Genomic DNA, 23,377 nt, shown 5'->3' with positions numbered 1-23,377 from the left:
GGATTACTGCGGGTTGAACCACGCTTAGCTACTGCGGGTTGAACCACGCTTTGTAGAACGCGTAGAAGTTCAAGTTCCCCCACGTGGTGCACTTACCACCCCGGCCAGATAATGCTTGTGGGGACGGCTGGTAAGGCGTGTAGTTATACAACCCAGCGGTCGCCTGGTTCTGCACGTACACGACCCCGAACCCACAATCCGGGTCCACGTCGTACGCAATCTGGTTATTCTGCCCCGCTTTCACATTGTATTTCTGCGGGTGCGCCCGGTACATCTTAAACTGCCGGGCCGCCCCGTATACTTGCCGGGCAAACCCATAATCCTCTGGGTTACAGTTCGTGTGGTCCGGACACCCGTACCCCATCGCGATCTGATACCGCGCCGGCGTCAAATCCGTGCCCGACGCCGTGATCAACCCCTGCTCCTTCTGCAACGTCACCAGTAATGCCTGCGGGTTCACGTCACACGCCTGCGCGGCCTTATAAATAATCGCAGCCGCAGAATCATGCTTCTTGCCCGCAAACGGTTTTACACAGTACTCGTTCGCACCCCAAGATGGAGAATCCTCCACGTACTTCGCTAAACACGCGGTACCTTCTGCGCCGGTGCGGCACCCTTTATTCCACTTGGCAATAAAATCCGCCACTTGCTTTTCCGTCATAGCTTGAGGGTTGAAAAATACCTCATCGGAAATAATATTGCCCGCATCAAAACCTTCCGCACTCACCGGCGGTAGGGTAGGTTCTGGCTCCGCCTGTGGCTTAGGGGCGCGCGGCGTTGCGATCTGAACGACCGCGAACACCGCCAGCACCACAATCGCAGCCACAATAATGAACGGTAAATACACCGAATCCGGCCCCCGCCCCACCGCAGGGCCGGCATGTGGATTGCTGCGCGTGTTTCGACCGCGATTGGTTCCAGACGCGCGGCTTCTGCGGTTTGAACGCGCTGGTTCCGTTCGCCGCGTGCGCGCTGGGCGTTTACTTCGAGGCGGCTTCGACATGGTCCGCTATTGCGTCAACAGCGCTTTCAATCGTGTCTAACGTGGTTTCGAAATCCTCCTGCGTGCCATACCACGGGTCCGGCACATCCAACTCGTAAGACGGTGCGTGCTCGCCCACCGCTGGGTCAAAGGAGCGGAACATGCGCAAGTCCACCACCGAAGGATCACCCACTGGACCGTCCTTTGTAACCTTCACGTCAACCATCTGCGCGAGCCGCTCCACCTGCTTGTAGTGGCCTGTAGTCATCGCGAGGATCAGGTCGTACTCCTCTACCTCCTGGGGTTGCACCTGGTGCGCATGGTGATCTGGCACATCGTAATCGGCGTCCCGCAACGTTCGGGCAGCCCGCCTATCAATCGGCCCGCCATGTTCCTCATCGGAAATACCTGCCGAATCCACCTGTGCAGATACGCCACGGGCCTCCAAGCGGTCGCGCAACACCACCTGCGCCATAACAGACCGGCAAATATTACCCGTACACACCATCAAAACCTTGTAAACCATGGCCCCAAGCCTACCCGACGCGCAGTAGCGACAGAACCCAGGGTAAGAAGACTCACCGAAAACCCGGGTAGGGGGGGCGTTGCCACGCCTGCGAATGGGAAAACAGGTGGGTAGCGGTCGTTGACGCGCGTGTGCATGGGAAACCGCGTGGGACACAGTGGTTGACGCGCGTGCACATGGGAAAACCCGGGTCTAGCGCAGACCCAGGCTCTCAGCGGTATCGGAGTGTTAGAAGTCCCAGTCCTCGTCTTCCGTGTCCTCAATCTCCCCGATCACGTAGGAGGAACCGGAGCCCGAGAAGAAATCGTGGTTCTCATCCGCGTTCGGCGACAGGGCCGCCAAAATCGCGGGGTTCACGTCCACAGAATCCGCGGGGAACAACGCCTCATAACCCAAATTCATCAACGCCTTGTTCGCGTTGTAACGCAAGAACTTCTTCACGTCCTCACTCAAACCAAGTGGATCGTACAGGTCTTCCGTGTACTCCTCCTCGTTGTCATACAGGTCATCCAACAGGGTGAACGTGTAATCCTTCAGCTCATCGCGACGCTTCTGCGAAGCATCCCGCAACCCCATCTGATACTTGTAGCCAATGTAGTAGCCGTGCACAGCCTCATCGCGAATAATCAGGCGAATCAGGTCCGCAGTATTCGTAAGCTTCGCATGCGCAGACCAGTACATCGGGGCGTAAAAACCAGAGTAGAACAAGAACGACTCCAACATTGTCGAAGCCACCTTCTTCTTCAGCGGATCATCCCCCTCGTAGTAAGACAAGATGATCTCCGCCTTCTGCTGCAACTGCTTATTCTCTCGCGACCAGCGGAAAGACTCGTTAATCTCCTCGGTGGAAAGCAGGGTAGAGAAAATCGACGAATAAGACTTCGCATGCACAGACTCCATGAACGCAATATTCGTGTACACCGCCTCCTCATGCGGCGTACGGGAATCTGGGATAAGCGAAATCGCACCCACTGTACCCTGCAGCGTATCCAGCAGCGTGAGGCCCGTGAAAACGCGGTTCGTCATTGTTTTCTCATCATCAGTTAACGTCTTCCACGAGGGAATATCATTCGACAACGGAATCTTCTCTGGCAACCAGAAATTACCCGTCAGCCGATCCCACACCTCAAGGTCTTTGTCGTCCTCAATCGCATTCCAGTTAATCGCCTCAAAAACCGGTTCCGTCACGCTTCCTCCTTCAACATCAACCAAACCATCTTCCCACACCCGAACGACCGCGCAAGAACCCAAACCATCACGTAAGAACCCAAGCGAGCCAACGAGCGTTTTACGCCCGCTGGGCCGCGGACCGGGTAGTAAGCCGGGCCGCAGTCCGGGTAGTAGGCTGGGCCGCGGGCCGGGTCGTAAGCTGGGCCGCGTGCCCTAGCGGTAAACCGCACCTAACCGCGCGTGCCCAAGGTTTGCCGGGTCTTCGCGCTAGCGTACGTTACGGCCCCCGCGAGCGCAGCCAACACCACTGCCTGCTTCACGTGCGGCAGTTTTTTGCCCTGGCGTGCTTTGCGTTCCCCGCGGTGCAGCAGCCACCGTTCCGTCAAAGAGTTCACGTAGATTCCCGCACCAATCACCCCGGCGCAAAGCGCGATCTGCGCTGCCAGTGGTAACTGCGCCAACGCGGTGTCTTCGAACAAATGCTTAGCGTCTTCTTTAGATTCCTGCCACCGCCGCGCACCCTCAGGCAAATGTGCAGCATAGTACCCAGCTGCCGCTACAATACCCGACTTAACAAAAAACCGGGTCACAGACGAACCAGTTACGTCCGGCAGTGCGTACCACGCGAACGTTGACAAACCCGCGACTGCCGCATTCGACTCCGCCGGGTAGCGTTCAAAAAAGTCATGTGTTTTTTTACAACACGTCGTTACTTGCTTCATGGCTTCACCTTCCATCCAACTGCCCCTACCCACAGTTTAGATTGGTACGCCCACATTCTTAACCCCTGGTTCACAAGAGGGCAGGTTAGGGAAAAGGCGAGCTTCGCCCGCGGGCGGGTACGAGAAAGAGCAGGGTTCGCCCGCGGGCGGGTTCGGAGGGGGCAGCGTCTGCCCGCGCTTTTTTACGCGAGGTGCTGGGCTAGTACCTCAAGAATCATGGTCAGCGAAACCGCCCCAGCATCGGGGGTGCCAAGCGACTTCTCACCCAGCGGACGGGCGCGCCCAAGTTTCGCAACAATATCCTTTGTTTGCTCCGCCCCTGAACGGGCTGCCTGCGCGGCTTGCGTCCAAGTGTGCCCAGATTGCAGCTCTTCCACCGCGGGGGCCAACGCATCCACCATCGTCTTATCCCCCACTTGCGCGCCGCCCAGGCGCTGCACGGCCTCGAGCGCCGCCGCGGCCGCACGCGTGTAAGCATCTGAATCCGGCGCATCCTCGTCGCCCAACGTAGCTCCGAACGCCGTGATTAAAGCGCCCCACAGGGCTCCTGACGTACCTCCGGCTGCTGCCGACCACGCGTCACCCGCACCCGCCAGCACCGTAGCCACCCCACCGCGCTGCTCCGCTAGGCGTTTAGCTTCCACAGCGGCGGCTTTCGACCCGCGCGCCATCCCGATTCCGTGGTCACCATCACCCGCCACCGCGTCAATGTGCCCAAGTTCGTCCTCTTTTTCTCGCATGAGGGCCGCTACCTGCTCTAACACGTAAACCACGCGGCCAGCGGTTTCTTGTGACGAGGCCGAACCTTCGCGGGTCACCTGCACGGCTTCAGGCTGTGTGGCAAGCACCGTGGTGTCGGCCTCCACGGGTTGTAAGTTCCCCTTGCGGTACGCCGGCGTGTCACACGCCGCTGCCCAGTAGCGTTCAATCTGCTCATCGGCCCACACCAGTGTTAACGAGCAGCCCGCCATGTCCAACGACGTGACGAACTCCCCGACCTCCGCGTCCACAATCTCCAGGTCCGCGCCCCGCAGGCGCCGGGCAATTTCGCGGTAGAGCACGAACAATTCCTCGTACTTCGTATCGCCCAAACCGTTGACAATCGCGACCACCCGGCTCCCCGCCCCCTCAGGCCGGTCTGCTAACAAGCCATCAACTAGAAGTTTCGCAACCTCGTCCGACGACCCCAGGGGCGCGTCATGAATCCCCGGTTCCCCATGGATTCCCAACCCAACGCCCATCACGCCCGGGTCCAAACTAAACAAGGGTTCCCCCGCGCCCGGTAGCGTGCAGCCAGAGAACGCCACCCCAAACGAGCGGGTGCGGTCATTCACCTTGTTGAACACGGCCTGCACCTGGTCAATATTCAACCCATCTTCCGCGGCCGCGCACGTCACTTTAAACACCGGGAGGTCCCCGGCGATCCCCCGCCTTTTCAAATGCTCGTCCGTTGGTGCGGAAGCGATATCGTCCGTGACCGCGAGCGCCCGGGCGTCCACCCCCTCCCCGCGTAAACGTTCTATCGCTTGCCCGAAGTGCAGTACGTCGCCCGCGTAGTTACCGAACCCGATTAGTACGCCCGCTCCCCGGTCTGCGGCTTTCGCCACCGCGTACGCCTGCGCGCCAGAGGGGGAAGAGAAAATGTTGCCCGCCACCGCGCCGTCTGCGAAACCGGGGCCAACCCAGCCGGCGAACGCGGGGTAATGACCAGACCCACCACCAACCACTACCGCTACTTTCCCCTCATCCACTTTCGTTGACCGCACCACGCCCCCGTAGACGGGTTTAACCCATTTATGGAATGCGTCTGCGAACCCCTCAAGTGATTCTTTTGGAAATTCTTCGGGATCGTTCATTAGGACTGTCATTACCGCACCTTCGTCGTAAGCCAACACGTTTTCTGTGACGTACACTATATTAAGCAACTTGATTCGAAAGAGGTACTATGCGCGCCGCAGTTTTGAACGCTCCCCACGATTTACAGTTGGTTAATAAAGATCAGCCAACCGCTGGGCCCGGTGAAGTGGTTTTGAAAGTTGAGGCGAACACGCTGTGCGGCACGGATTACCGCCTGTTCACGGGGGCGAAAACCTCGGGAGTGCGGGCTGGCGTTGTGCCGGGCCATGAGGTTGCGGGCAGTGTTTGCGAAATCGGGGAGGGCGTTGAGCAGTACTACCCCGACTTGAAGGTAGGGGACCAGGCCACTATTTCGATTGTGGTTTCGTGCGGTTACTGCACGAATTGTTTGCACGACCGCGAGCAGCTGTGTTCTAACCTGACGCTGTTTGGGTACGCGTTGGATGGTGGGTTAGAAGAGTACCTGCGGGTACCGGCCCGGGCGGTTGCGCGCGGCAACCTGTTCCCCACAACCAAGCGGCTAACCCCGAAGGCTCTGTGTTTGTCGGAACCGATTTCGTGCTGCTTGAATGGTTTAGATCAGTATCGGGTTCACGCGGGTGACACCGTCGTGATTTTGGGGGCCGGGCCAATCGGGTTGCTGCATTTGCAGTTGGCCCTACTGCAGGGGGCGGCGCAGGTGATTGTGTCTAACCGCGGTTCTGAGCGCCGCGCCACCGTGGAGCGTCTTGGTGGTGTTGGGGTGCATCCAGATGATTTACCGCATGAGGTTCAGGCCCGCACGGCTGGTATGGGTGCGGACGTGGTGGTGGTCTGTATTGGGGCGGTGGATTTAGCGAACGATGCGTTGGAGTTGGCGCACCCCGGTGGGCGGGTTAACTATTTCGCGGGTTTCCCTAAGGGCTCCACGTCGGTGATGGAACCGAATTTGATTCACTACAAGGAGCTGCAGGTGACGGGTGGTTCGAATGCGCGTCGACGCGACGTTGCGCGAGCTGTTGCCCTACTGGAATCGGGCGTGATTGCCGTTGACGAAATCGTCACGCACCAGTATCCGCTTGCAGATATTCATGATGCTTATGAGGCCGTGCGCGCGCGTAAAGGCGTGAAAATCGCGGTGATTCCGTAACCGCGGTCTGAGCGGCGTGGTTACCTACGGTTTGCAGCGTTGTACTTCGCGTGCCGGCGTGGTTACCTACGGTTTGCAGCATTGTGCTGCGCGTGCCGGCGGGTTTGTCTACGGTTTGGGCCACGGGTTGGGGCGGCAGGCTTGCATGTGGAGGGTCTGTTGCATCATGACGGGGGCGAGGGCGCCGGCGGTTAGACACTGCTGGTGTCCGTAGCCGATGGCGTGGCCCATTTCGTGGTTAAGCACGTACTGGCGGTACTGCTGCACGGTGCCGCCAGCGCGGAGGAACTCTTGCGCACCACCGACCCAGCGGTCAATGTTGATGACGGTTACGTTACCGTTGTGGCACGATGTTTCGCCCGCAGTGTCTAGGGGGGCGCAGAGTTCGTCTACTTTTTTCGGTGACGCTAAAACGAGTGTGGTGTCCCCTTTTTGCCGCACCTGTTTGAAGTTCCGTCCCCATCCACGCGGGTCGTTAAGAGTCTGCGCCACTTCGGTGGCGAACTGCGCGCTGTCTACCGGCAGCCCATCTTCGACCTGCAGAACGTATGTGAAGTCTTTACCTTTAGTGGACTTTAACCCAGCTGGTGGGGACACGGTCAGCAGCGCGCCCGTTCCCCGGTTCTTAACGTCTATTGATGTAAGGCCCCCGGCTAGCGTTTTTGATTCGGGTGCCGCGAACACGCGGTCTCCACTGCCGGTTTTACCGTAGGCAATGAACCGGCCGGCACTGGCGCCGCTGAGGGTGTTCGCAGTTGAAACTAGTTTGCTGGCGTTTGAAACCGTGGTTCCAGTAGCCAGCGGGAGGAATGGTCCGCGCGCGTTCTGGGCTGCGATGAGCATTGAAGCGGGGTCGTCCGCGGACGCCGCCACTACTGCACTGGAGCGGGGAACCGTGCGGGCGGACGCAGCGTTTAATGCGACCGCGTCGATGGATCCGCCCAGCAGTTGGTTGCCCGGGTGTTTGCCAGAAACTTTGGTCCAGGTTTTCGAATCTAACCCACCTACAGCCACGGTGATGCGCGGTTTCAGTGTGTCCAGCGTTCCCATTACCGCGTCTGGGTTAGCGGGGTCTACTAGCAGCACGGGCCCGTCCCCCATTGAGGCAGCCAGGCTCGCATACACCGACGCGTCCGTACCGGTGGCGTCCACTAGGTAGGCGGTTTTAGCGCCTGAGGGGAACAGTGCTTGCGCGATCTTAACGGAAAGTTCCTGCGGGGTTGGCGCGGCCCACTGCTCGGTTTGCACCGCTGCTTTTGACCCGGACGTTTTGAGGGATTCTTGCGCTGCTCCCGCTGCGGTTTCTAACGCGCCCACGGACACGAGTGCTTGCCCACCCACGGCTACCACGCGGGTTGGTGATAGGCGCCCCACTTCGTCGCGCACGCTTTCTGGTAGCGTGCCATCTGCGTTCACGTATAGGACGGGGCCGGGTTGTTCACTGTGACTTGCGGCCGCGATGGGCAGCACAGAGTCCACGTCGTAGGGGTTAACCAGGTAGACGGAGTCCGCGTGCTTACCGAACTGGCGCGACGCCGAAGCCACGGACATTTCTGTTGGGTCATCATCGTACCGCACCAGTGCCGTCCCGTTTTCAGTCACTTCCGTAGTGGGCTGAGCTGTGGGCGCGGCAAATGCGGGTACTGCCGGGGTGACGGCGAAAAAGGGTAGGACTAGTGCTGTGCACGCCACCTGCATTCGCTTCAGCAACTTCTGTCCCATAACCCCCTATTATCCCGCCTCCCTTTGCCACATACAACCCGTTTGGCTAAGCGGTGGAAAACTCCACACTCACCTCGCTGTGGTTACCGGTGCGCTAGTTCCATGAGGTGTTTCAGTACTCCGCTGCCGGCTCGGATGCCGTCGTGCTGATATTCGTTCGTCACCCACGTGCGCACGTTCGCGCAGCGAGCGGTTTCGCGCGACAACTCCACGGGCACAAACATGTCCTCTAAGTACACGGCTCCGGCGCACGGCCGGTCGTTGCTTTGTAGAACCTCAGGATCATAAAGAGTGGGCCAATCCGTGAAGGAGGCAAGCCGGTGCGCCAGGTTTCGCATTGGTACGAGCGCGGGGTCTTCGTCGAACAACCAGGGGTAAATGTGCTCCCCCGTGAGGTAGATCGGGTCGCTGCTCTGCAGGTCCGGTTCGGGTTCAAATCCGGGGAGGTTCCCGTCTTTCACTAGGCGCCACGCCCCCCAGTTTGTTGCCTGACCAGCTAGTTTAGGGGTGGTTCCCGCGTAAATCGTTTCGTGCAGCAGGCCGTACATCGGGTTGTCCCCCATGGACACGTTGCGCCACACCATGTCTAAGAACTGCGTGTTGAGCCGCTTGGTTCCCCGCACCGTGACGAACGGGTCCTCAAAAAAGTAATGCAACTGGTCGAACCCGGCGTCACCACCCAGGTTCATGCCCAGCATGCGTAACCGCCGGCCCGTCAGGCGCTCTCCGGTAGGTAGGGTTTCTTCCGTGTCCCGCAGGTGTTTTAGCACATTCTTGAGGGTTTGCGCGTCCCGCGGGTAACGGTCAAAGTACACGCGGTTGCGCGCCGCGGTGCGCTGGTAGGTCAACTGGTAGATCGTGTCAATATCCACCAGGCCGGGTAGGCCACCGGTGAAGTACACCTCCGACAATCCCTCAGGCGCAATCGATAAATAAGTGGTGTTAATGAACCCGCCATACGACTGCCCAAGGGACTTCCACGGGTGCCCATCGTTGATCTGGTGGCGGAGGAACTCTGCGTCCCACACGATCTGGTCGGCTCGGAAGTGCTTCACGTATTCCACTTGATCATCGACCGTGTCGAATGCGGATAACGTCAGGTGGTCCAGGCGGGTGGAAAGCCCGGTGCCGCGTTCGTCCATGAGGATCACCCGGTGGTTCTTCAGCGCGTGCGCCATCCACCCGGTGGCGGGGTTACCTGGGCGGGGAGCGCGCCCACCTGGCCCGCCTTGCATGTAGATAATCGCTGGCTGCTTGGGATTCGGCTCGCGGTCCGCACTGATTTCGCGGGCAAATAAGTTTATTTGACGCCCATCGGGATGCTTGTGGTCAAGGGGGACGCGGAAACGATGCTCCCGCACCCAGTACCCCCGCTGCTTATAAATCACGGGGCCAGGTTGCGCCGCTTCCCGAGGAGTCGCTGTGGTGCGCACGGGGTTATTCGCGGGAGGTTCCGTAGGCACCTTGGTTCGCACAGGTTTAGTGGCCGGAGGTTCCGTAGGTGTCTCAGGGCGAACAGGTTTAGACGCGGGAGGCCCGCTAGGCGTCTCGGTGCGCGCGGGGTTTGAGGTAGAGCCCTCAGTGGGAGCTCCCGTGCGCACGGGGTTTGGGGTGCCCGCCGGTTTATCGCCGGGCAGGTCGAACAATCCTGCGTCCATGCTCCCTCCCCTATTTATATGTGCGCGATTTGTATTTGCGTAACGATCGAAACCCGTACCTGCCCGCTGAGAGCGCGGATCGATGCCGGCGTGTGCCCGCTGCGAGTTAAGCGCAGAGTTGGGTTGTTTTGGAGCAGCTTGGCGTGGTGACTGGGTGCCTGAGGCCGACTGCTGCATGGGCGCTTGGGGCCGCGCGGATCCGCTGGGGTTATACCCCGGTCCGGTCTGCGGGGGTTTACCTTCTTGGTACGCTTTTGAGCACGCGACCGCGCGCTGGTCCGCCATTTCGTTTAACGCGTTCCCAGAGTGTCCTTTGACCCATTCGAATGTGACGGAACGATGTTGTAAGTGCGCGTCAATGCGCTGGATTAGTTCCGCGTTCTGCACAGGTTTTTTTGAGGCGGTGCGCCACCCGTTGCGTTTCCAGTTGTGAATCCACTGGGTGAGCGCTTTGATTACGTACTGTGAATCCGCCATGATCCGCAGTGGTTCATCCACGTGCTGGGTTTGTTCTAGCAGGTCAAGTACCGCATGCAGTTCCCCAATATTGTTTGTTCCTGAGGGGAAACCACCTGCCCTCCACGTGTCTTTATCTACCACCCACGCCCAGCCGGTTGGCCCGGGGTTACCTAACGAGGATCCGTCTGTAGCTGCAACAATCGTCATGCTTTCCAGTGTAACCACTCACAGTGCAACCACTCCGGCTATCCACAGGCCAGTTCGCGGATGCGGCTCCCTCCCGGGATCGCTCTGAAAAGGGAACCCGATGTAAAGGGTGTCCGTCACGAAAAGGCCAACCGTGCTGACAGGGGTACCCGTCGCGAAAAAGCGTCCGTCATGAGAGCGGTACCCGCCATGAAAAAAGGCCAACCGTACTGAGAGGCCCGCGATGGTGGGGGTACCTGTGATGAAAGGTGGGGGATGAAATATGATGAGGGGCGTGGCAACGATGGATCAAAGCGTGTCTGCGCACGGCGACGCGAAGACACTGCAGGAGTTCGCGCTGGGACGCCTTGCACGCTTCATTCCATCTTCAAACACCGGGTTGGTGCTGGCGGCCGTGATGTGGGTCGTGTCCATTTCCCCGTCTTTACTGCCCCGCACCTGGTGGTTCCAAGGGGTGGCCAGTGGAATCCTCATTACCTACGGTTACGCGCTGGGCGCGGCGATAGGTGGGGTGTGCAGCTGGCTCGTGTCTGCCGCTCGGATCCGTTTTTCCGCCGACGAACGCTGGCTCACCTGGGGGGCGCGCCTAGTTGCTATCGTGGCTGGAATGTGGGTGGTCATCACCCTGATTCGTTTTTACCGCGCCCAAGAAATCTCTGCGAAACACGTGCACATGGACGCACTCACCCCCGTGTCGTTCCTGTGGGCGAACCTGGTGGCACTACTTTTTTGCGTGACCATGGCGGGGATTTGGTGGGTCATCCGCGGCGTTTTCCACTGGGCTGTCAGCCACGCGCCCCGCGCCATCCCGAAGTGGTTAGCGCAACTTGGCGCCACCATCCTCGTGGTTTTGCTGGTTATTTTTGTGGCAAACGATGTTGTGTTTCGTACTTCTGTTGAGGCGTTCTACCGTTACGCTGCAAACACGGACCGGCAAGTACCTCAAGATTTGAAACAACCTCAAGAAGTAACCCGGTCTGGTTCCCCCGGGTCGTGGTCGCGGTGGGAGGACATCGGTCTGTACGGGAAGGAATTTGTGGCGGCGGGCCCGCGGGCGCGTGATATTGAGGAGGTTACGGGCAGGTCTGCGGTGGAACCAATCCGGGTTTACGCGGGTTTGGTTGGGAAGAACCATTTGGGGTCGGGGCCGGATTTGGAGGCTGGAGCGGCTCTGGCGGTTAAAGAAATGGACCGTACGGGGGCGTTTAACCGGCCGGTGGTGGTGTTGGCAACGTCCACGGGAACGGGTTGGTTGGATGAATGGCAAATGCAACCCGTGGAGTACTTGACGGGTGGGGACTGCGCGATTGTGTCGATGCAGTATTCGTTTGTGCCTAGTGCGATCGCTTTTTTGTGGGAGTTTGAAAGTCCGAAGATTGCCGGCAAAGTGCTGTATAAAGCGGTGATGAACCGGGTGAATCAGATGCCACCAGATAAACGCCCGGCGGTGTATTTGACGGGGAACTCGTTGGGGGCGCTCGGGTCGCAAGCGGCGTTTGATTCTGGGGAGCAATTAGTTTCTGGAGCGTCGGGAGCGCTGTGGGCGGGCACGCCGAACGCGTCTAGCCTGTTGCGAAAGCTGACGCAGCAGCGTCATTTGTCTAGCCCTGAGACCGCGCCCGTGGTCAATAATGGGGAGCACATTCGGTTCGCGACCAGTACGAACAGTTTGTATAAGGACGTGTATGGGCGGGATTTGCCGGAGTGGGAGTTCCCCCGTTCCCTGTTTGTGCAGCACACTACGGACCCGGTGGTGTGGTGGTCCCCGCAGTTGTTTACGCGTCAGCCGGATTGGTTGAAGGAGCCGCCGGCGGACAGGCAGGCGCCGCACATGAATTGGATTCGCCTGGTGACTGGGGTGCAGGTGCTGGTGGATCTGCCGGTTGCGGGGATGGCGCCGGACGGTGAGGGGCACACGTACCACCGGCAGATGGTTCCCATGTGGCAAACCGTGCTGGGGCTGGACCACCCTCAGTGGAAACCAGCGGGGAAGAACCCGTACCGGAACGCGGATGCGTCGTGGTTGAACGAACGCATGGTGCGCAGCATTCAAACCGCGATCGCGAAAAACATCTACCGGTAGCAGTGGCAACTTATCAGTAGCAGCGGCAATTTACCGGTAGCAGTGGCAACTGGCGCCCCAAGCTAGCGCCTCGAACCAGCCTGCGCATCGCGAAGTTGGCTGCGTTGGGATGTGTGCGAAAATGGTGGGTATGAGTGAGTATCGTTCGAAGAATTTCCATTCGCGCGGCCAGAACCACGGCGGCCAGAATTATGGTGGCCAGAACCACGGCGGCCAAAATTATGGTGGCCAGAATTACGGTGGGGGTCAGAACCACGGTGGCCAGAACCGTTGGGGTAACCGCGGCCGCAATTACCGGGATAATCGGGGGAAGAACCGGGAGTTTGAACGCCGCCAGGGCACGGACGCGGACTTGGTGGATCATCTGAACCGGCTTGATGGCCGCAATTATGGTTCGTATAAGTCTGTGATTGGTGATTATGATTACGGGGATTTCAACGTGCATATTGACCGCGTGCAGTCTGACCCGTATGCGCCGCCGTCCCAGTTGCGGACCACTGCGGATCCGAAGCAGATGGGCATTCCAGATGATTTGTTAGATACGCCCGATAAGTGTTTGGCGGTCGCAGATTTCCTTGCGCGCGATTTTGCGCATCACACGCGGGACGTGAATGATCTGCGGATTGCGCGTTGTGGGCAAGAGATTTTGGAGCGTTCTTACGCGCGGGTGACGGCCTCTGATGTGGAGTTGCGTTTTCAGTGCCAGTTCCCCGCGCGGGGCCGCACGATTTTGGGCCGCACGATGGCGCATTTGGCGGACGTGGAGATTCCGAATGCGATTATTGATACGTTCGATTTCGTTTCGGACCACTCTGCCCCGCACATGGATGCGTTGCGCCGGCACGTGCAAACGTTTTTGGATTACCAGCATTTGCAGGGTTTGTTGGTGGAGAATGGGTGGATTGGTTTCGTCGCGGATGGTTCCGTTTTGGCGCGCCGGTCTGGGATTTCGGATTTGCCGATGTCTGAGGCGGTGGCCTTCTCGGCGCCGCAGTCGTTGCGGGTAAGTGTGGATTTGCCTTTCGCTGGTCCGGTTGAGGGCATGGCGATCCGCCCGGGGGTGACCCTGATTGTTGGTGGTGGCTACCATGGTAAGTCCACTTTGCTCGGGGCGTTGCAGCGCGGTGTGTACGCGCACGTGCCCGATGACGGGCGGGAGCTGGTGGCTTTACTGCCGGATGCGGTGAAGGTCCGCGCTGCGGATGGGCGCGCGGTGACGGGGGTTGACGTGTCCGCGTTTATTAACGACCTCCCTGGCGGTGGGGATACCACGGTGTTTTCCACCGAGAACGCGTCGGGTTCCACGTCGCAGGCAGCGTCTATTGTGGAGGCGTTGGAGGTTGGCGCTCCCGTTGTGATGATTGATGAGGATACGTCCGCCACGAACCTCATGATTCGGGATGAACGGATGCGCCAACTGGTGGCGGCGGATAAGGAGCCGATTACACCGTTTGTGGATCGGATTGAGGGTTTGTCAAACGCGGGTGTGTCCACGATTTTGGTGATGGGTGGTTCGGGTGACTACCTGGATGTGGCCGATACCGTGTTGATGATGGATCACTACGAGTGTAAGGACGTGACGGAGCAGGCGCAGCAGGTGGTGGCGAGTATGCCGCGGGCGCGTAATGATGTGCCGGCGTGGCAGCCGGTGGCGGCGCGGGTTCCGCAGCCGGGTAAGCCGCAGGGTGGTAAGGCGAAGACGCGTTCGCGTGGTTTGGATCAGATTTCGCTTGACCGGCAGGATATTTTGCTTGGTGACGTGGAGCAGGTTGTGGATTCGGGGCAGACGAATGCGATTGCGTGGGCGATCCGGTCGCTGACGGATCCGAATCGGGCCACTGGGTTTGATGGGCGCACCACGTTGGCGCAGGCGTTGGATTCGCTTGAGGAAGTGGTTGATAACCACGGTTTAGATGCCCTCGGTGGTGGGGATAAACCCGCGTTCTTTGTGCGGCCTCGCAGGGTGGATATTGCGGCTGCGCTCAACCGGTTCCGTTCCCTGAGGGTGAAGCCGGTTTCTGAAGTTGAAACCGGTGCCGATGCTGAAGCGGACACTGAGGCGGATTCTACTGCCGCTCAGTGAGTAGTTGTTTGATGGTTTCGAGACTAGCCCCCATGATGGGGGCTAGTATTTCGATGCGTTCAAATACCTCATCCATTTGCAGGTCACCAAGGGAGCTGTAGAAACCGGCCATCCCCGCGACAATGAAGGTTTGCACCACGTCAATGATCTGTTGCTGCTGCGCATTCCCTTTGGGGGTTTCGGTGCCATCTTTGACGTTATCGAGGTTGCTTGCAGTGTCACCATGCGTGCGGCCCAGCTCGCCCGCGTTCGGGTTACCTGTGGCCCCGTTTTGGTTTGCGGTTCTGTTGTCCGCGTTGGGCAGGCCAATCAGGAGGCGCTGGAAAACGCTTTGCACGTTTTGTTCCAGGAGTTGTCGGAGCACTCCTTTTTCGTCCGACGGCAGTTGCAGCGCTACGTAACGCAGTACGTCTTGGTGATCTTTGGGGATTGATTTAGCAATGCTGATACCTTGTTCGATTTCTGCGAACGCGGTGAGGACCCGCTGGAATTTTTGCTGAATGTACTTCTGCTCGGCTTCGCGTCGTACGTCCAGTAGGTTTTTGAAGTGGTAGTAGAAAGTGGTGCGGTTGCAGTGCGCACGAACCAGTAGTTGCGCCACCGTTATTTGCGAGAATGGCACTTGTTGCGCCCAACGCCAGTACGCGTCCACGATCCTTTCGTTTGCGGGTACGTGGTCTTTGGTTTGCCGCGGCCTCGCCATCTTTCCTTCCTCAAACTCCCTCGAACTAATATTCGAAACGGGCTATCAAATGGTTGTTGAAACGGGCTAGTAAATGGTTATTGAAACGGGCTATCAAATGGTTGTTGAACTGTTATTGCAGTGTTGTTTATCTGCATTGGGATCTGCGCACATTTGTTGGCTGCCCGTGAGTTATTCCGACAAAAATCTGTGAATCATTGTATTAAGGATAGGTAGCGTTTAAGTACACTTAATTGTACATTCAGTTGCATTATTGAAAGGTGAAAGATCGTGAGCACCAGGTCTTTTCTTGGCAAGAAGAAGCCAGTTGGGCAGCGGGCTAGTAAACCGGCGGGGTTTGGCTGGTTGTTGGCGTTGGTGGCGCCCGTGTTGGGGCTGCTGGTTGCGGCGTTGATTGTGGGCCCGTTGTTGGGTATGAACCCTCATAATCTGCCGGTGGCGCTGGTGAATGCGGATCAGAAGGTGGCGGCGCCAAATGGGCAGAGCGTGGGTGTGGGTGAGAAAATCGCACAGTCCCTGTTGGATGCTGACCAGGATCTGGTGGAGTTTCACGAAACTGGTTTGCGCGAGCCGAAGAATAGTTACTTGGCGGATTACAGCGGGTACTACGCGGAGGTGCGGATTCCGAAGGATCTTTCTACCCAGGTGTTGAGGGCGCAAACAGAGGCGGCGAAGGCGAAAGCCATGGCGGAAGCGAAGGCTCAGGCTGGGATGCCGGGTGTGGACCCGGCCGAAAACCCGGCTGGGAATGCCGAAATGGGTGCTGCGCAGAAGCCGAAGGCGGTGCAGATCCCGGCGGTGACGGTGACGATTAATCAGGGTCGGAATCCGCTTGCTGCGCAGAGTTTGACGGGTGCGTTCACGGCGATTAAGCAAAAGCTCGCGCAGCAGGCTGGTGCCGGTGCACCCCCGTTTTCGCTTGACATTAAGTACGTGAATGAGGTTCCGACCGAGTGGGGTTTCAAAGCAATGATCGCCCCGGTGATGTTGTTTTTGCTGACGTTCATCGCGTCGATCGCCACGGGTTTCGCGGCCTGGCGGACGATTAGTTTGAAGGCGTGGCGGATCTCGTCTAGGTTCTTGAGGGCGTTTGCACAGCTGTGCGTCGGTGCTGTCGGCGCGTTGATAGCGGCGTTTGGCGCTGTGTGGTTGGCGCATTGGGTGACGGGGATTAGTTTGCCGTTCACTAAGTTGGCAGTGTTCTTGGCGGTGGTGTCGTTCGCTTTCGTGTGCCTTACCGTGGGTGGTATGGGCTTGTTTGGTAAACGCGGTTTGGCGGTTCCAGTGCTTTGCATGGTGCTCGGCATGTCGACGCTGACGTTGCCGCGCCCGTTCTTACCTGGGTTTTGGCGCGATTGGATTTACCCGTGGATTCCCCCGCGTTTTGCTGGTGAGGGGGTGCGTGCTGTCTTGTTCGCGAACGCCCCCGTGATGAATGAGTCCACAACCGCTCTGCTGTGGGTGTGCGCATTCGGGATTGCGCTGCTGATCGGTGCGGCAGTGATAAGTAAACCGACAGCTGCACTGGATACTAAAGCCGATTCCACCTCAAGCAACGCTGCGGACAAAACAACACCATCGGCGATTGACTAACGTAGAGGCCCAATAATACAGAGACGCTTGTAAAACAAGGTCAGAGCCACTGGACTTTCCGATTGTCCAGTGGCTCTAATCTATCTTGCCGCGTTCTTTGATTATCCTTGAGGTGTACACAGCCGCACTGGTAGGAAAGAGTTAGGGTAGTGCATGTTAGCGGGGCGCAAAAATGAGTGAGCAAAACCTGATGCCACGTGGTCAAAATGCTACGCCGGATTTTACCGCTCCACCGGAGGAGTTTAGGTTGGCAGCTGAAGCTTTGCGGATTAAATACGCGGCTTTATATAACCCTCTTGCCGCTGTTGAATCTTCAAATATTGACCCGCTTCCACACCAGATACGGGCAGTGTATGAGGACTTGCTACCGAAGTACCCCCTGCGGTTCTTATTGGCGGATGATCCCGGTGCAGGTAAGACAATAATGGCGGGTTTGTACATTAAAGAAATGCTGATGCGTTCGGCAGCAAACCGCGTGCTGATTGTGTGCCCTGGTGGTTTAGCAACCCAGTGGTGCGCGGAGTTAGAAGAGAAATTTGGTTTAGAGTTTAAGGTTTTCGACCCATCCCTCACTCACGTAGCCAAGAGTTCTAACCCGTTTGAGGATTATGACCGATTGATTGTGCGGATGGATCAAGTGGCGCGCAACGAGAAGTGGCGGAAACTAATAGGTGAGGTCCTGTGGGATATCACTGTTGTGGACGAAGCACACCGGATGAGCGCCTCGTTCAAAAACGTCGACGGCGATGTGAGTAGGACGAACCGTTTCAAACTCGGTGAGGTCCTATCTGAGTGTTCTGAGAATTTCTTGTTGATGACCGCCACCCCTCACTCTGGGAAAGAAGAGAGTTTCCAACTTTTCATGTCCTTACTGGATAAGGACAGGTTCGCTGGGAAGTTCAAAAAGAATGTGCACGGTTCGGCGGACACGAAAGACCTGATGCGCCGCGTAGTTAAGGAACGCTTGTTGACGTTTGAAGGCAAACCATTGTTCCCGGAACGGCAGGCCACAACGGTTATGTATCCGCTTTCCGAAGATGAACACCGATTGTATGATTCGGTTACAAAATATGTGCGTGACGGCATGAACTCGGTTGCGCAAATTATGAGCACGGATCGTAAGCGTGCAAACAGTATTGGGTTCGCGTTAACGATGTTGCAGCGCCGATTAGCCTCTAGCCCGGCTGCGATTTTAAGGTCGCTGCAGAGGCGTCGTAGTCGTTTAAACGAATTGCTCGACCATTTGCGTCAGAATCCCGATATTTTAACGCCCGTGTGGCAAGCTGCAGAGAGTCCAAGCCCTCAGGATTCGTGGGTGGCGTCTATGGACGCGCTAGACGACGAATGGGACGAGATGGATGTGGACAGTCAAGACGTGTTTGAACGTGAGGTTAACGCGATTGTTGATTCGTCTACTGGCGCACAAACCCTAGATGAGCTGCAAGCGGAAATCGGAGTGTTGGACGATTTGGTTGAGGAAGCAAAAAGAGTCCGGGCGCTGAACTCCGACGAGAAATGGGCGCAGCTACGTCAGATTCTGCAAGATAAGGTGTTGGATTACGGGTCGTCGCAGCTGCCGCATAAGTTGATTGTGTTCACCGAGCATAAAGACACGTTGGATTATTTGCAGGAGCAAATTGGGGCTCAGTTGGGTCAGCCAGAAGCGGTTGAGGTTATTCACGGTGGTTTGAATCGGGCGCAGCGACTCGCGGTGCAGGAACGGTTTATTAACGACCCTGCGGTTCGCGTGTTGGTGGCCACTGATGCTGCTGGTGAGGGGTTGAATCTGCAGCGTGCGGATCTGATGGTTAACTATGACTTGCCGTGGAATCCGAACAAGATTGAGCAGAGGTTTGGGCGGATTCACCGCATCGGCCAAAAGCGCACGTGCCACCTGTGGAACCTTGTGGCGGGGGATACGCGTGAAGGCGCGGTTTATGGCACCTTACTGCAAAAGATTGAGACGATGGAGTCTGCTTATCAGGGTCGATTGTTTAACGTTTTAGGTGATCGCGATGCGTTCAACAACAGACCTTTGAATGAGCTGATGATGGATGCGATTCGTTACGGTGATAACCCGCAGGTGCAGCAGCGTTTAAACAAAGTAGTTTCAGCTGGCGTGGCAGATGGGTTAGAGAAGTTGCAGCAGGAACGCAGCGCTTTCCCTGAGTTCTATTCGAAGTTGAATGTGAACGAGATTCGCGAGCAAATGGAGCGGGCACGAGAACGCAAGTTGCAGCCGGGTTATATTTCCGCGTTCTTTTTATCCGCATTGAAGGCTTTAGGAGGTCAGGTTCGTAAGCGGGAGAAAGGTAGGTATGAGGTCGTACGAGTTCCGGGTGCAGTGCGGGATAAGGCTCGGGAGTTAGATAGGCAGGCGTCCTTATCCGTGGCTTACGAGAGGATAACGTTCGACCCGCAACTAGTGCACGTGCCTGGGTTGGTGCCTGATGCGTTATTAGTTGCACCCGGAGTGTTGCTTTTAGACGCGGTGGTTGAGGCAACGGTTGAACGGTTTGAGCAGTTTTTGAATAAGGGGACTGTTTTTGTTGATCGCACTGAGAATCAACCGGATGAACCGATTTTGATGTTGACTGTGGATCAGCAGATTGACGACGATCGTGGTGAAGCGGTTTCACGGCATTTCGATTACCTGTATATGACCTCGAGTGGGCACCTTTCGTTTTCAAAGACACCTCCTTATTTAGATTATGAGGCTGCCACCCCGAAGGAGTGGGGTACGGTTAAGGACCTGCTAGCTAAGCCGTGGTTAAAGGAAGCGTTTTCTGGTGAGGTACAGGCGTTTGCTTACGAGCAAGGTGGGCGCGATAAGAAGCAGGCTTTGGAACGGCAGATGACGGCTCGAAACCGGCATGTATTGCGGTTAGTGCGCTCGCGGCTAACAGCGGAGAGTGAGTATTGGTTCGACCAATACAACCGAAAGGTTGATACGGAGAGGGACAGTAGGCCTCGCGGCCGCATGAGTGCGCAGGGTGCGTTTGAACGGGCGAAGTCCTTGCAGCAACGCTTGTTTTTACGTGAGAAGGAGCTGTCACCGGATGTCAAGTTGCACCTTAAGCCGGCTGCAATTAGGGCGAGCGCGTTAGTGGTTCCTGAGAAGATGCTTGGGTCAGCGCCTAAGGTGGCTCCGCGCCATGCTGTGGATACCCAGGTGGTAGATCGGCGCGCGGTGGATGCGGTGTTGGCTGCGGAACAACTTTTGGGTCGCAAGCCTAGGGAAATGCCGCATAATAATAAGGGCTTTGACATTGAGTCGGTGGATAGTTCTGGTGTCCGCTTCTTTATTGAAGTTAAGGGGCGGATTGATGAGCCGGGGGCGGACACGTTTTCGGTTACTGCTAACGAGGTCGCTTTTGGCCGAACGCAGGGCACGCATTACCGGCTGGCACTGGTGCGGGTTAGCCCGGATGGTGCGCAGTTTGATCGGTTGCGTTACGTACGCGATGCGTTCGCGGGGTTCGACACTTCTCCGTCTACTCATTCGTTTACAGAAAAGTGGCGGGCTTATTGGGATCGGGGCGGTCGCCCGGTTTAGGCTTGGTGCTCAGCATGGGTGTTAACCAGGTTTGTTGACGCGATTAGTTACAATTAGCTATATCCACACAGTTTCTGGGTACCACCCGTTTGTGGAAGTCTTGTAGTCTGTAGGGGACCTACGGTTGTGTGGGTATTGTTCTTTTTGAGGGGTGGCTTAGGTGGCTGAATCGGTGCGGAAGAAGAAGCTGATTGAGACGTCAATTCCGTTGACTGCGATTAATGCGGAGTCTGCGCGTGAGAAGTCTTTGCGCCACGGTTTACCGTCTACTTTGCACCTGTATTGGGCCCGTCGCCCTCTTGCTACTGCGCGTTCGGTTTTGTTTGCTCAGTTAGTTGATGACCCATCTGCGCATCCGGATCGGTTTCCAACTGTGGAAGATCAGGATCGTGAGCGTACCCGGTTGCATCAGATTATGGTGCGGCTTGCGAAGTGGGAGAATCGTGATGATGCGAACTTGTATCGTGAGGCCCGCGCGGCGATTGAAGCGTCATGCGACTCACTGCCCGCAGTGGTGGATCCATTTGCGGGTGGCGGTTCGATTCCACTGGAGGCACAGCGCTTAGGGCTGGAGGCACATGCTTCAGATTTAAATCCGCTAGCAGTAATTATTAATAAGGCGCTTATTGAGATTCCGTCGCGGTTTAGTGGCAGTTCTGCAGTGAATCCGGATGAGGGGATTTCACCTGTTAATAGGGCGGAGGCACTTGCTGAGGATATTCGTTATTACGGACGTATGCTGCGCGAGCGTGTATTTGAGAAAGTGGGGCACCTGTATCCAACAGTTACGGATAACGAGGGTGTTGAGCGCACAGTTATTGCGTGGATCTGGGCGCGTACGGTGACGAACCCAAATCCGGCTAACCCGGTAGCTGTACCGTTGGTCCGTTCCTGGTGGCTAAGTAAGAAGAAGGGTCGGGAAGCGTGGGTTAAACCCATTGTTAACGGTGACGGCACCATTCGTTACGAAGTGCAGCACAACGCGGACGGCCCAGCTAAGAAAGATGACTGGACGATAAAGCATGGTAAAGGCGCAACTTCGATAGTAGATGGAACACCATTTACTTACGATGATGTACGCAAAGAGGGGAAAGCTGGACGACTAGGTTCTGCTCTAATAGCTATCGTGGCTGAAGGATCTCGCGGTAGAGTTTACTGTTCACCTAATCAGACACATATAAAGGCAGCTGACACAACAAGACCTGACGAGTTCTTAGATAAACCAATATCTGACAATAGCCGCTGGTTTTCGCCACCACAATACGGGATGCCATTCTTTACTGACCTATTCACGGATAGACAGCTAACTGTTTTGACGGAGTTTGCGGACACTATTCCACAGGTACGTGAACAAGTTCTAAAGGATGCATTGAACGCAGGTATGCCACAAGGGGAACCTCTAGATTCCGGTGGTTCAGGTGCGGAAGCGTACGCGGATGCAATCAGCGTATACCTATCCTTAGCGGTCAGCAGACAAACCGACCGGAGTTCATCAATTTGTAGTTGGGATGCCAGTAGGGATTCAGTGCGAAATGTATTTGCACGGCAAGCCATTCCTATGACCTGGGATTACGCTGAGGCTAACCCATTTTCGACCTCGGCGGGAAATTACTTAGGACAAATTGACTGGGTGGCCAAAGCGGTCCAAACCGTCCCTGCCACACCGCCCAGCACCGCTTGTTCAGCTGACGCATCTACTCGCGACTATCGCAATCTCGTTGTCTCAACCGATCCGCCGTATTACGACAACATTTCCTACTCAGACCTATCCGACTACTTCTACGTGTGGTTGCGGTACATGCTCCGCGATATTCTCCCGTCCGTTACCCGCACCGAACTCACCCCAAAACTCCAAGAACTCGTTGCTAATCCCTACCGTCACGGTGGTAAAGATAACGCAGAACAGTTCTTCATTGACGGCTTCAACCACGTGTTCGCACAAATACGTAAAGGGGCAAACTCAGACTTCCCCATGACCGTCTACTACGCATACAAACAGCAAGACAGTAAAACCGGTATCTCCTCAGGGTGGCACGCACTGCTAGACGGCCTAATTAACGCCGGATGGGAAATCACTGCGACCTGGCCCGTGCGTAGCGAACTCAATAATCGAATGCTAGGAATCGGCACGAATGCGCTTGCTTCCTCCATTGTCCTGGCGTGCCGTCCCAGGCCTAAAGACGCTGAACCAATCCTGATGAGTCGTTTCATTAAGATCCTGAATGACGAACTCAAAGAAGAACTACGCACCATGATGGAATCTAACATCAACCCGGTGGATCTCTCGCAAGCAGCAATCGGCCCGGGCATCAGCGTGTACTCGCGTTACGCCCGTATCCGTAAGACAGACGGCTCTGATCTGTCTATTAAACAAGCCTTGGAGATTATTAATCGCACAGTAGATGAAGTGCTTGGGGAAAAGGATTTGGATTACGATGGCGAAACACGTTTCTCCGTGCGTTGGTACGAAGCATACGGTTGGAACACCGAGCTTTTCGGTATTGCTGACCAACTCACTCGCTCCACCAACACCAGCCCCGAAGCGTTGAAACGCGGAGGTGCATTCGACGCCTCGGGAGGTAAAGCTCGCCTGCTAAAACCCGAAGAGCTTACCGGCCCATGGGATCCGCGAACCGATGCGAACATCAGCCTTTGGGAAGTTACAGTACGCCTTGCCGGCATACTTGCTGAGCGTGGCATGGATGCGGTCGCCCCCGTACTCGCAGGCGTTCTAGAACGCTTCCCCGCAGATCAAATAAAACAACTCAGCTACAGGATTTTCAAGGAAGCGGAACGTCGCTCAGACGCACCGACAGCGGAGAAACTCAACAGCTTAATATCCAGTTGGGACGAACTAAGAACTAGCGCCGACCGGATTGTATCTGCCAATGAGAACGAACAGACCATGCTAGATTTGAACTAAAGCA

General features: G+C 56.9%; 15 protein-coding genes. 6 read left to right on the top strand and 9 right to left on the bottom strand.

Going from position 1 to position 23,377, the window contains the following annotated elements:
• Nucleotides 1–28: 28 nt before the first annotated feature.
• The 6 genes from QS713_RS02050 to QS713_RS02025 all read right to left on the bottom strand — a co-directional run bounded on the left by QS713_RS02050 (nucleotide 29) and on the right by QS713_RS02025 (nucleotide 5,313).
• Nucleotides 29–847 (bottom strand): hemagglutinin, encoded by an 819-nt coding sequence (locus QS713_RS02050; protein ID WP_313272052.1) that lies wholly within the window; start codon nucleotides 845–847, stop codon nucleotides 29–31.
• A gap of 133 nt (nucleotides 848–980) precedes the next feature.
• On the bottom strand, nucleotides 981–1,508 hold the full coding sequence (locus tag QS713_RS02045; protein ID WP_313272050.1) for a low molecular weight protein-tyrosine-phosphatase: 528 nt from the start codon (nucleotides 1,506–1,508) through the stop codon (nucleotides 981–983).
• A gap of 228 nt (nucleotides 1,509–1,736) precedes the next feature.
• Nucleotides 1,737–2,696, bottom strand: coding sequence for a class 1b ribonucleoside-diphosphate reductase subunit beta (gene nrdF / locus QS713_RS02040; protein WP_102216498.1), 960 nt, complete (start codon nucleotides 2,694–2,696; stop codon nucleotides 1,737–1,739).
• Nucleotides 2,693–2,908, bottom strand: a complete 216-nt coding sequence (locus QS713_RS02035; RefSeq protein WP_313272048.1) for a hypothetical protein — start codon at nucleotides 2,906–2,908, stop codon at nucleotides 2,693–2,695. The genes nrdF and QS713_RS02035 overlap by 4 nt, the downstream gene beginning before the upstream one ends.
• Nucleotides 2,909–3,400 (bottom strand): hypothetical protein, encoded by a 492-nt coding sequence (locus QS713_RS02030; RefSeq protein WP_313272046.1) that lies wholly within the window; start codon nucleotides 3,398–3,400, stop codon nucleotides 2,909–2,911.
• Between the two features lie 182 nt (nucleotides 3,401–3,582).
• Entirely contained in the window at nucleotides 3,583–5,313 is a 1,731-nt protein-coding gene (locus QS713_RS02025; protein WP_313272044.1) for a dihydroxyacetone kinase family protein, read from the bottom strand.
• A 32-nt stretch (nucleotides 5,314–5,345) separates the two neighbouring features.
• Here QS713_RS02025 and QS713_RS02020 point away from each other — a divergent pair, with 32 nt between their 5' ends.
• The gene (locus tag QS713_RS02020; protein ID WP_313272041.1) at nucleotides 5,346–6,386 is read left to right on the top strand and encodes an alcohol dehydrogenase catalytic domain-containing protein; all 1,041 of its coding nucleotides are present in this window, start codon (nucleotides 5,346–5,348) and stop codon (nucleotides 6,384–6,386) included.
• 108 nt (nucleotides 6,387–6,494) lie between these two features.
• Here QS713_RS02020 and QS713_RS02015 read toward each other — a convergent pair whose 3' ends face one another.
• Both QS713_RS02015 and QS713_RS02010 read right to left on the bottom strand, forming a co-directional pair.
• Nucleotides 6,495–8,108, bottom strand: coding sequence for a DUF3152 domain-containing protein (locus QS713_RS02015; RefSeq protein ID WP_313272039.1), 1,614 nt, complete (start codon nucleotides 8,106–8,108; stop codon nucleotides 6,495–6,497).
• A gap of 83 nt (nucleotides 8,109–8,191) precedes the next feature.
• A complete protein-coding gene (locus QS713_RS02010; protein WP_313272038.1) occupies nucleotides 8,192–10,432 on the bottom strand; it encodes an alpha/beta fold hydrolase in 2,241 nt (746 codons plus the stop codon).
• A gap of 283 nt (nucleotides 10,433–10,715) precedes the next feature.
• Here QS713_RS02010 and QS713_RS02005 point away from each other — a divergent pair, with 283 nt between their 5' ends.
• Entirely contained in the window at nucleotides 10,716–12,515 is a 1,800-nt protein-coding gene (locus QS713_RS02005) for an alpha/beta-hydrolase family protein (RefSeq protein ID WP_313273707.1), read from the top strand.
• Nucleotides 12,516–12,645: 130 nt separating this feature from the next.
• Nucleotides 12,646–14,598 carry an ABC-ATPase domain-containing protein gene (locus tag QS713_RS02000; protein WP_313272036.1) on the top strand — a complete coding sequence of 651 codons (1,953 nt, stop codon included), beginning with the start codon at nucleotides 12,646–12,648 and terminating at the stop codon, nucleotides 14,596–14,598.
• Here the strand turns inward: QS713_RS02000 and QS713_RS01995 are convergent.
• Nucleotides 14,582–15,301 (bottom strand): TetR/AcrR family transcriptional regulator, encoded by a 720-nt coding sequence (locus QS713_RS01995; protein ID WP_313272034.1) that lies wholly within the window; start codon nucleotides 15,299–15,301, stop codon nucleotides 14,582–14,584. The genes QS713_RS02000 and QS713_RS01995 overlap by 17 nt on opposite strands.
• Before the next feature lie 270 nt (nucleotides 15,302–15,571).
• On the opposite strand from QS713_RS01995, the gene QS713_RS01990 reads away from it, so the two are divergent.
• The 3 genes from QS713_RS01990 (at nucleotide 15,572) to QS713_RS01980 (ending at nucleotide 23,373) form a co-directional block, all read left to right on the top strand.
• Entirely contained in the window at nucleotides 15,572–16,894 is a 1,323-nt protein-coding gene (locus QS713_RS01990; protein WP_313272031.1) for a hypothetical protein, read from the top strand.
• 172 nt (nucleotides 16,895–17,066) lie between these two features.
• On the top strand, nucleotides 17,067–20,450 hold the full coding sequence (locus QS713_RS01985; RefSeq protein ID WP_313272029.1) for a helicase-related protein: 3,384 nt from the start codon (nucleotides 17,067–17,069) through the stop codon (nucleotides 20,448–20,450).
• 160 nt (nucleotides 20,451–20,610) lie between these two features.
• On the top strand, nucleotides 20,611–23,373 hold the full coding sequence (locus QS713_RS01980) for a DUF1156 domain-containing protein (protein WP_313272027.1): 2,763 nt from the start codon (nucleotides 20,611–20,613) through the stop codon (nucleotides 23,371–23,373).
• Nucleotides 23,374–23,377 lie beyond the last annotated feature (4 nt).

The organism is Gleimia hominis (assembly GCF_032085515.1).
Lineage (GTDB): Bacteria > Actinomycetota > Actinomycetes > Actinomycetales > Actinomycetaceae > Gleimia > Gleimia hominis.
Note: the sequence above shows the minus strand (reverse complement) of the source record. Positions and strands in the feature narration are given on the sequence as shown.

Bases quoted from the DNA above. Each gene is read 5' to 3' on its own strand.
- QS713_RS02045 (WP_313272050.1), bottom strand. From the start codon at position 1,508: ATGGTTTACAAGGTTTTGATGGTGTGTACGGGTAATATTTGCCGGTCT.
- QS713_RS02030 (WP_313272046.1), bottom strand. From the start codon at position 3,400: ATGAAGCAAGTAACGACGTGTTGTAAAAAAACACATGACTTTTTTGAA.
- QS713_RS02020 (WP_313272041.1), top strand. From the start codon at position 5,346: ATGCGCGCCGCAGTTTTGAACGCTCCCCACGATTTACAGTTGGTTAAT.
- QS713_RS02015 (WP_313272039.1), bottom strand. From the start codon at position 8,108: ATGGGACAGAAGTTGCTGAAGCGAATGCAGGTGGCGTGCACAGCACTA.
- QS713_RS02010 (WP_313272038.1), bottom strand. From the start codon at position 10,432: ATGACGATTGTTGCAGCTACAGACGGATCCTCGTTAGGTAACCCCGGG.
- QS713_RS02005 (WP_313273707.1), top strand. From the start codon at position 10,716: ATGGATCAAAGCGTGTCTGCGCACGGCGACGCGAAGACACTGCAGGAG.
- QS713_RS02000 (WP_313272036.1), top strand. From the start codon at position 12,646: ATGAGTGAGTATCGTTCGAAGAATTTCCATTCGCGCGGCCAGAACCAC.
- QS713_RS01995 (WP_313272034.1), bottom strand. From the start codon at position 15,301: ATGGCGAGGCCGCGGCAAACCAAAGACCACGTACCCGCAAACGAAAGG.
- QS713_RS01985 (WP_313272029.1), top strand. From the start codon at position 17,067: ATGAGTGAGCAAAACCTGATGCCACGTGGTCAAAATGCTACGCCGGAT.